Below are 7,681 nucleotides of genomic sequence, written 5' to 3' on the forward strand. Positions count from 1 at the left end.
GCGCCAAAGCCCGTGGCATTGGCGACGATGTCGCCAAAACCCAACGCAAGTCCGGCCAGAATGACGGCGTAGCCCAGCGCCGTGTTCAACAGACCGACGACGCCAAATCGCAGCATCCTCGGATAGTCAAACGGCAGGTTTGACCGCATGCGCAAAATATTGGGCTCCGACAGGAATCTTGGTGAGGAAACGCTCGAACGGCCTCAGCCGCGCAAGCAGCCGAGGAAAGAAGATCCGGTAGATGATCCGGGTGTTGGCAAGACCCGCCTCGGCCATGCGCCTGCGCATCTCGTGCGAATTGATCAAAACCGCGTTCTCGTCGAAAGCGCAATTTCTCACCGCGTGCGTGGTCAGCGGGTTCCACGGATTGTGCTCGAAAACAAAGAAGCTGCCGCCACCGGCCAGCACCCTGCCAATCTCCGCGAGCAGTCCGACCTGGAGGTCCTCGGGAATGTGGTGGAAGACGCAGGCCGCGAAAGCCAGGTCGAAGCTGCCGTCGGCAAAGGGAATTGTCTCGCCGTCGAAATGCGTGAAGGCGGCCTGGCCGGGGAAGCGCTTGCTGGCGATGTCGAGCGATTCCCGCGAAGGATCGAGCAAGGTGATCTCGCTGTCCGGAAAAGCGTTGCGCATATGGCCGAGCGAGTTGCCGACACCGGCGCCGAAGTCGAGTATCCGTCGCGGTTTTACGCCGGCCCGCCGCAGCGTCGCGGCGATGTCGTCGATCTTGTACTTGGCGAAGAAGTCCGGGGTTTCGCCGCTCAGCCTTATGCTGGCGGCATGCTGTTCCTGGTACTCTCGTGCAAACTGGTCGAACTCCGCCTCAAGCACGTGCGGCCCTCTTTGCCATCTCCTGCAGGCGGTGGACGGGCAGATCCTTGTCCTCGACTGCCTGGCTGCGCGAAACGATCTCGTTGACGAAGTAAAGCGGCCGCCGCTTTGTCTCCATGTACATGCGCCCGAGATACTCGCCGAAGATACCAAGCACCATCAGCTGGACGCTGCCAAGAATCAGCACGATCGCGGCAAGGCTGGTCCAGCCGGGCAACACGTTTCCGACCGACCATTCGACCAGGGTGTAGCCGAGCACGACCAGGCCCAGAAGCCCGAACAACATTCCAAGTAGCGAGGCGAACCGCAAGGGTGCGATGGAGAAGCTGGTCATCGCGTCGACCGCCAGAAGAACCATCTTCTTCAGGGGATAGTGGGTGGTGCCGGCAAAGCGCCGATGCCGTTCATAGGGGAAGGCCACCTGCTTCAGCCCGATCCAGCTCACCATGCCGCGAATGAACCTGTAGCGTTCGGGCATCGCGTTCAGATGGTCGAGCGCGCGGCGGCTCATCAGCCGGAAATCCCCTGAATTCGAAGCGATCTCGACATCGACCATGCGGCGCAGCAAGCGATAGAACATCGAGGCGGAGGCGAGCTTGAACCAGCTTTCCCCGTCGCGGCTCTGCCGTTGGCCGTAAACGACATCGAAGCCTTCATTCATCTTCGCCATCATCGCGCCGAGCAGTTCAGGCGGATCCTGCAGGTCGGCATCGAGAATGAGAATGCGCTGGCCGCGACAGAATTCGAGCCCCGCGCTCAACGCGATCTGGTGGCCGTAGTTGCGGGCAAGGTCGATGGCGACGACATGGTCGTCCTTTTCCGCCAATTGGAAAATGGCCTCGCGTGTACCGTCGGTCGCGCCGTCGATTACAAGCACGATCTCATAGGAGGATCCCTGTTCCAGGCATGCGGCCGTCACCCGTCGATGAAGTTCGGCCACCCCGTCCAGTTCATTGTAGCATGGGACGACCACCGACAGCATGACGGCGCGTCGCGCGGTGTTTTTCTCCATTTCCACCAAAAGCCTTGCTCCCGCTATTCGATTGGGAATAGCGGCAATTGGTTAGAAAACAGATAAGCCAGCGGGTCGGTCGCGGCCATTGGCCGGTCGCCTTTTTCCGCCGCCGGCGGCCACGGTCACGACCGAACCGGCAGTTCCATGCGGATGCGCGCGCCGCGCCAGGACCCGGCCAATATCCGGATTGTGCCGTCATGCAGAAGCGCGATCTGGCAGGCAAGGTTCGACCTTGGTCGAGAGGCCACCGGCTAAACCCTGCTCGATACCGGCGCCGAAGAGATAGCCGAGTTTCCATCCGTCGCTGCTGCTGACCTTGTCGCCCTTGTCGAATTTGGTCAGCGCAACGCTCCCGGTTTCGAACAGCAGCGTCTGGTCGATGCTCACGCCGGCTTTGGCCTTGGCGGCACCGCGCCACTTTTCCTTGACCTTGCCGCCCTCGACGTCGTGCTCGGCGCCGCCCAGGTAGGAGCCTTCGATCTCGGCCCCCAGGACTCCCGAGCCTAGCTGCTGATTGTAGCCGGCCTGGATACCGCCGCTGAGGCCGTTTCTGCCGGCAAACGGGTTCGGCATCCCAGTGAATGCCGTGTCGCCATGTACGCCGACATAGGCGCCGCTCCACTGAAAGGCGGGAGGATCGTTGTAGGCAGGCGCGAGATCGGCAGCCATTGCCGAGCCGTTCAGGCACATGGCAAGCGCACTTGCCGTCAGCAGCATCATTGCTTGGGGGGACATTGCATTACTCCAACACGCACGCGCATCCGAAGATACGCAGGTTGATCTCTTGGGAGCCTGACCATTGGGGCGGTCGCGCTCCCGCTCACTTGTCTCGCCGGGAACGGTCGCGCTGGTCACGGAAACTGACACAAGGCAGTCGTGGTGGGTGACCGGATCTTTTCGCGCAACCTCTGCCTGAAAGACGTGGGTTATCTCGCAGTCGAAAATTGCACGCACATTGCGAGAAATCGAAAAATGAAGATTTTTCGCTTTATTTTCAACAAATTAGATAGGTGCTGTTTACCGATTCTTAGCAAATCGGCATGGGCTCGATCAGTATCATTCGCACGACAGGGCCGCGCTCTGTCTCGCCCAAGGCCTAGGCTATCCAGGCAAACCTGTCGGCTTGAAGCCAGGAAGCCAAGTGCGTATGTCTGGGCCGACGCCCTCGAGTCTGGGCACCTCAATCGGGAGACGGGCCTTGTCCGCATTGACGCGCTTTCTCGGCGACTCGCCGCTCAGGGTGATCCTGAAGCTGCTGGTGGTGTCGTTCCTCGTCGGCCTGGTCATGAATGCCTTCGGCTGGTCGCCGATGGACGTGTTCTATGGCATCCGGAAGTTCTTCACCGATCTCTGGAATCTCGGCTTCCACGCCATCGATCGCTTTCTCGGCTACATCTTGCTGGGTGCGGCGATCGTCGTCCCGGCCTTCATCCTGATCAGGATCGCCAGCTACCGGAAGTAGAGCATGATCCCGAAAAGTGGGAACCGGTTTTCGGGCAAGATCATGCGTAAAAGGATTATCTGATATAGCTTGACGCCACCTCGAACAGGATGGCGTGGCGAGCGGCGAGCGTTGCCACATCGGTTGAATAACCGCCACCGATGACGCCGCAGACGGGAATGCCCAGCGTGCGAAAATGGCGGATCACCATGTCGTCGCGAGCGCGCAAGCCGTCATCCGATAGCGACAGCCGTCCAAGCCTGTCCTCGGCATGGACGTCGACGCCGGCATTGTAGAAGACGATGTCCCAATGCGCTTGGGCCGACAGTTCCGGCAGAATGGCGGCGAGCCTTTCGATATAGGCAGCGTCACCTGTGCCGTCGGGCAGCGCGACATCGAGGTCGGAGGCGATCTTGCGCGCGGGGTAGTTGCGGTCGCCATGCATGGAAAAGCTGAACACGCGCGGATCGCCCGCGAGAATGTCGGCCGTCCCGTCGCCCTGATGTACGTCGAGGTCGACGACCAGGATGTTTTGTGCGGCGCCCTCGGCAAGCAGGACCAGCGCGGCGACAGCGACATCGTTGAAGGTGCAGAAGCCGGCGCCTTGCGCGCGCCGCGCATGATGGCTGCCGCCGGCGGTGTTGCAGGCGATGCCGTGGCGCAAGGCGAGCCGCGCCGCCAGCACCGTGCCGCCGGTTGCAAGCTGTGCGCGCAAGGAGACGCGTGGGCCAACCGGAAAACCGATTTCGCGCTCGATTTTTTCAGGCACCGAGCAGCTGATGACCTGGTCGACATACTCCGCCGCATGGGCAAGTTTCAGCCATGATGCCGGCGCCGGTTCGGCGATGTTGAGCGCGTCGGGCCCGGCCAGACCGCGTGCGCGCAAGGCGTCCATCAGCAGCGGATATTTGCTCATCGGAAAGCGATGGTTGACGGCGAAGCCGGCGTCGTAGTCGGGATGGTGGACGATCTGCAGGGGCATGAACTGGGTCCGGCGGGCTCGCGCCAGAAAGGGGATTCGGTTGGCCGTCACGGGATGGGTGATTGCGCGATGCCGGCAAAATGGGGCACACCGGCTGTTCGATCAAGCCGCAATCAGCAAGGCAGCAATCCTTTGGACAAGGGTGCAATCCCAGCCGACGCCAGGTCCTTTGTCGTCACCAACCGGTCCGTGCTCGCAATCGCGGTGCCGATGACGCTTGCCTATCTGACGACACCGATGCTCGGCCTGGTCGACACGGCTGTCGTCGGCCAGTTCGGCGACGCCGCCTTGCTCGGCGGCCTGGCGGCAGGCGCACTTGTTTTCGACGTCGTCTTCACCACCTTCAATTTCCTGCGCTCGGGTACCACCGGCCTCGTCGCCCAGGCCTTCGGGCGCGGCGACGAACTGGAGGAACAGGCGGTGTTCTGGCGCGCCGTGCTGATCGCGGTTGTCGCCGGCATCGTGCTCGCCGCACTTGCGCCGCTGGTTGCCATCGCCGGGCAAAAGTTCATGGGCGCCGAACCGCGCGTCAGCGAGGCAATGGCCGTCTATATCCACATCAGGATGCTCGCAGCCCCCTTCTCGCTGATCAACTATGCCATCCTCGGCTATGTCCTGGGGCGCGGCGAGGGCGGGCTAGGGCTGATGCTGCAATTGGTGCTGAACGGCATCAACATCGCGCTCTGCTTCCTGCTTGGATTGAAGCTTGGCTGGGGCGTGGCAGGGGTCGCCTGGGCTACCGTCGCCGGTGAGTTCCTTGCCATGCTGCTCGGCCTGGCGATCGTGGTCCTCCGGTTCCGGGCGGCGCCGTCCTTGCCACGCCACCGTCTGCTCGACATGGCTGCCTTCCTGCGCATGCTGTCGCTCAACCGCGACATCATGATCCGTTCGTTCTCGCTGCTGGCCGCCTTCGCACTGTTCACCCGCCAGGGTGCGCAGTTCGGCACGGTGACGCTGGCCGCCAACGCCGTCCTGATGAATTTCTTTCTCGTTGCCGGTTATTTCCTCGATGGCTTTGCCACCGCCGCCGAACAACTGGCCGGCCGTGCCGTCGGCGCGCGTGCGGCAACACCGTTCCGGCAGGCAGTGCGGCTCACCTTGTTTTGGGGGTTCGGGCTGGCGGGTGCGGCGACCCTGTTGCTGCTGCTGGCCGGCGCCAATCTGGTCGCTCTCGTGACGACGGCGGTGGAGGTCCGTTCAGTGGCCGATATCTACCTGCCATGGGCAGCGTTCACCGCGTTGAGCGGCGTGCTGGCATTCCAGATGGATGGCGTCTTCATCGGCGCGACCTGGTCGCGTGACATGCGCAACATGATGCTGCTGTCGTTCCTGGTCTTTGTAGTCGCGTTGCTCACCTTGGCGCCTGCCTTTGGCAACCATGGCCTGTGGGCGGCGTTGCACGTCTTCTTGCTGGCGCGGGGCTTCAGCCTGCTGACGATTTTGCGGCTGCGACTGCGGACGGCGTTCAGCTGAGCGGTTTCGACGCCCATTGATCGAGATGGCTGTCGCGCAAATCGCGAATGGATCTGAGGCGCCCCGTTTCGGCAAAGCGTGCCATCCCGGCGACGATCCGGCCCGGCAGTGCGGGGCCGGCATAGATCATGCTGGTGTAGAGCTGAACGAGATCGGCGCCGGCTCGGATCTTTTCCAGCGCCGCGTCGGTCGAATCGACGCCGCCGACGCCGATGATGGCAAGCTCTGGCCCGAGCAGTTTGCGCATCCTGGCCAGCACGATGGTCGAGCGTTCGAACAGTGGTCTGCCGGAGAGCCCGCCTGTCTCGCGCGCGGCGTCGCCACTGCGCAGCCCTGGCCGGGAGATGGTGGTGTTGGAGACGATGACACCGTCGATCCGCTTCTCGGTGACCTCGGCGGCGATGTCTTCCAGCTCGGCCTCGACCAGGTCCGGCGCGATCTTGAGGAAGACTGGCGGCTGCGCCGTTGCGGCGGCGCGCGCGGCCATGACGCGTGACAAAAGCTCGCCGAGCTGCTCGCGCGCCTGCATGTTGCGCAGCCCCGGCGTGTTGGGCGAGGAGATGTTGACCGTCAGATAATTGGCATAGGGCGCAAAGCGGGTAACGCCGCGCTCATAGTCGCCGATGCGGTCGGCGCTGTCCTTGTTGGCGCCGATATTCACGCCAACGATGCCGGGACGCCCCTTGCGGGCGGTGAGGCGCTTTTCGGCGGCCGCGTGGCCTTCATTGTTGAAGCCCAGCCGGTTGATCACCGCCTCATCCGCCGTCAGCCGGAAGATGCGCGGTTTCGGGTTGCCGGCCTGCGGCAGCGGCGTGACCGTGCCGACCTCGGCAAAGCCGAAGCCGAGCCCAAGCAGCGCATCGGGCACCTCGGCGTTCTTGTCATAGCCGGCCGCCATGCCGAGCGGGTTGGGGAAATCGAGGCCGCAGACCGTCACCTTCAGCCGCGCATCGCGCGTTGTCCGCGCGCCGACAGGCAGGCCGCATCGCAGCGCTGCGATCGACATGCCATGAGCGGTTTCCGGATCGAATGTGAACAGCAGCTTCTGGCCGAGCCTGTCGAGCACGCTCATTCGGCCTCCAGTGCCGGGAACTGGTGGGTACCGTCGGCGCCAAGCGGCAGCGGTCGGACCCAAAGGACGGCTTTCAGGTCCAGCACGCCATAGAGATGCGGAAACGGCGCGCCGCCGCGCGAGACCTCGTATTTCAGCGCGGCGCCCAGACGCGAGCCGTCGATGGCGACCAGCAGGAGGCCGGTCTGGCCGGCAAAATGCTTCGCCGCGGTTTCCCTGACCTGCCCTGCCGTGGAGAAATGGATGAAGCCGTCGGCGACATCGATCTGCGCGCCGGTGAAGCGGCCATTGGCTTCGGCCTCGCGCCAAGGCCCTTCCGGGGTTATCTTGTAGATAAACTGAGACATGGTTGCGCTATAGTCCGAACCAGCCACGCGGGAAAGACCACGCCAAGGGTCTTCCCCAATTCCGGCGCAAACATGCGATAAATCAGGCTTTGGCCATGGAGGACAACATGCGTCTGCAGCACATCYTGATCCCCGCCGCGCTCGTTTCGCTGGTCGCGGCTTCAGCGTATTCGGAAGAAACCGATCGCTACCGGCTGGAAAAGTCTGATAACGGCTTTGTCCGCATGGATACGCAGACCGGTGCGATGTCGATCTGCGAGGAACGCTCCGGCCAGCTCGTCTGCAAGATGGCGGCTGACGAACGCGCCGCTTTCCAGGATGAGGTCGACCGCCTCCAGACCTCGATGAAGGCGATGGACGAGCGCGTTACCAAGCTCGAGAATTCGCTCTCCGCCCGCCTCGAATCGCAATTGCCGAGCGAGGAGGATTTCAACAAGACGATGAGCTACATGGAGCGTTTCCTGCGTGGTTTCATGGGCATCGTCAAGGATATGGACAAGGACAACGGCGCGCAGCTCAACTC

At 62.8% G+C, this 7,681-nt stretch carries 9 protein-coding genes; 3 read left to right on the forward strand and 6 right to left on the reverse strand.

What is annotated here, in order from left to right; genetic code table 11:
• Positions 1 to 126: 126 nt before the first annotated feature.
• The 3 genes from ACXJ7R_RS19420 to ACXJ7R_RS19430 form a co-directional block, all read right to left on the reverse strand.
• A complete protein-coding gene (locus ACXJ7R_RS19420; RefSeq protein ID WP_457153260.1) occupies positions 127 to 828 on the reverse strand; it encodes a class I SAM-dependent methyltransferase in 702 nt (233 codons plus the stop codon).
• Complete coding sequence (locus ACXJ7R_RS19425) at positions 821 to 1,840, reverse strand: glycosyltransferase family 2 protein (protein WP_457153268.1); 1,020 nt, start codon at positions 1,838 to 1,840, stop codon at positions 821 to 823. Before ACXJ7R_RS19425 ends, ACXJ7R_RS19420 begins: the two co-directional genes overlap by 8 nt.
• A gap of 198 nt (positions 1,841 to 2,038) precedes the next feature.
• Positions 2,039 to 2,578 (reverse strand): outer membrane protein, encoded by a 540-nt coding sequence (locus tag ACXJ7R_RS19430; RefSeq protein ID WP_457153261.1) that lies wholly within the window; start codon positions 2,576 to 2,578, stop codon positions 2,039 to 2,041.
• A 463-nt stretch (positions 2,579 to 3,041) separates the two neighbouring features.
• Between ACXJ7R_RS19430 and ACXJ7R_RS19435 the strand changes: the two genes are divergently transcribed.
• Positions 3,042 to 3,305 (forward strand): DUF6460 domain-containing protein, encoded by a 264-nt coding sequence (locus ACXJ7R_RS19435; protein WP_457153262.1) that lies wholly within the window; start codon positions 3,042 to 3,044, stop codon positions 3,303 to 3,305.
• 55 nt (positions 3,306 to 3,360) lie between these two features.
• On the opposite strand, the gene ACXJ7R_RS19440 is transcribed toward ACXJ7R_RS19435, so the two are convergent.
• Positions 3,361 to 4,266 carry a histone deacetylase family protein gene (locus ACXJ7R_RS19440; RefSeq protein WP_457153263.1) on the reverse strand — a complete coding sequence of 302 codons (906 nt, stop codon included), beginning with the start codon at positions 4,264 to 4,266 and terminating at the stop codon, positions 3,361 to 3,363.
• A gap of 132 nt (positions 4,267 to 4,398) precedes the next feature.
• Here ACXJ7R_RS19440 and ACXJ7R_RS19445 point away from each other — a divergent pair, with 132 nt between their 5' ends.
• A complete protein-coding gene (locus tag ACXJ7R_RS19445; protein WP_457153264.1) occupies positions 4,399 to 5,739 on the forward strand; it encodes an MATE family efflux transporter in 1,341 nt (446 codons plus the stop codon).
• Here ACXJ7R_RS19445 and ACXJ7R_RS19450 read toward each other — a convergent pair.
• The gene (locus tag ACXJ7R_RS19450; RefSeq protein WP_457153265.1) at positions 5,732 to 6,811 is read right to left on the reverse strand and encodes a quinone-dependent dihydroorotate dehydrogenase; all 1,080 of its coding nucleotides are present in this window, start codon (positions 6,809 to 6,811) and stop codon (positions 5,732 to 5,734) included. The genes ACXJ7R_RS19445 and ACXJ7R_RS19450 overlap by 8 nt on opposite strands.
• Positions 6,808 to 7,158, reverse strand: a complete 351-nt coding sequence (locus ACXJ7R_RS19455) for a DUF952 domain-containing protein (protein ID WP_457153266.1) — start codon at positions 7,156 to 7,158, stop codon at positions 6,808 to 6,810. The genes ACXJ7R_RS19450 and ACXJ7R_RS19455 overlap by 4 nt, the downstream gene beginning before the upstream one ends.
• A 107-nt stretch (positions 7,159 to 7,265) precedes the next feature.
• Here ACXJ7R_RS19455 and ACXJ7R_RS19460 point away from each other — a divergent pair.
• Positions 7,266 to 7,681, forward strand: a 416-nt coding sequence (locus tag ACXJ7R_RS19460) for a hypothetical protein (RefSeq protein ID WP_457153267.1), incomplete at its 3' end; no start/stop codon positions are given.

The organism is Mesorhizobium sp. P5_C1 (assembly GCF_054049815.1).

Bases quoted from the DNA above. Each gene is read 5' to 3' on its own strand.
- ACXJ7R_RS19450 (WP_457153265.1), bottom strand. From the start codon at position 6,811: ATGAGCGTGCTCGACAGGCTCGGCCAGAAGCTGCTGTTCACATTCGAT.
- ACXJ7R_RS19440 (WP_457153263.1), bottom strand. From the start codon at position 4,266: ATGCCCCTGCAGATCGTCCACCATCCCGACTACGACGCCGGCTTCGCC.
- ACXJ7R_RS19455 (WP_457153266.1), bottom strand. From the start codon at position 7,158: ATGTCTCAGTTTATCTACAAGATAACCCCGGAAGGGCCTTGGCGCGAG.
- ACXJ7R_RS19425 (WP_457153268.1), bottom strand. From the start codon at position 1,840: ATGGAGAAAAACACCGCGCGACGCGCCGTCATGCTGTCGGTGGTCGTC.
- ACXJ7R_RS19430 (WP_457153261.1), bottom strand. From the start codon at position 2,578: ATGTCCCCCCAAGCAATGATGCTGCTGACGGCAAGTGCGCTTGCCATG.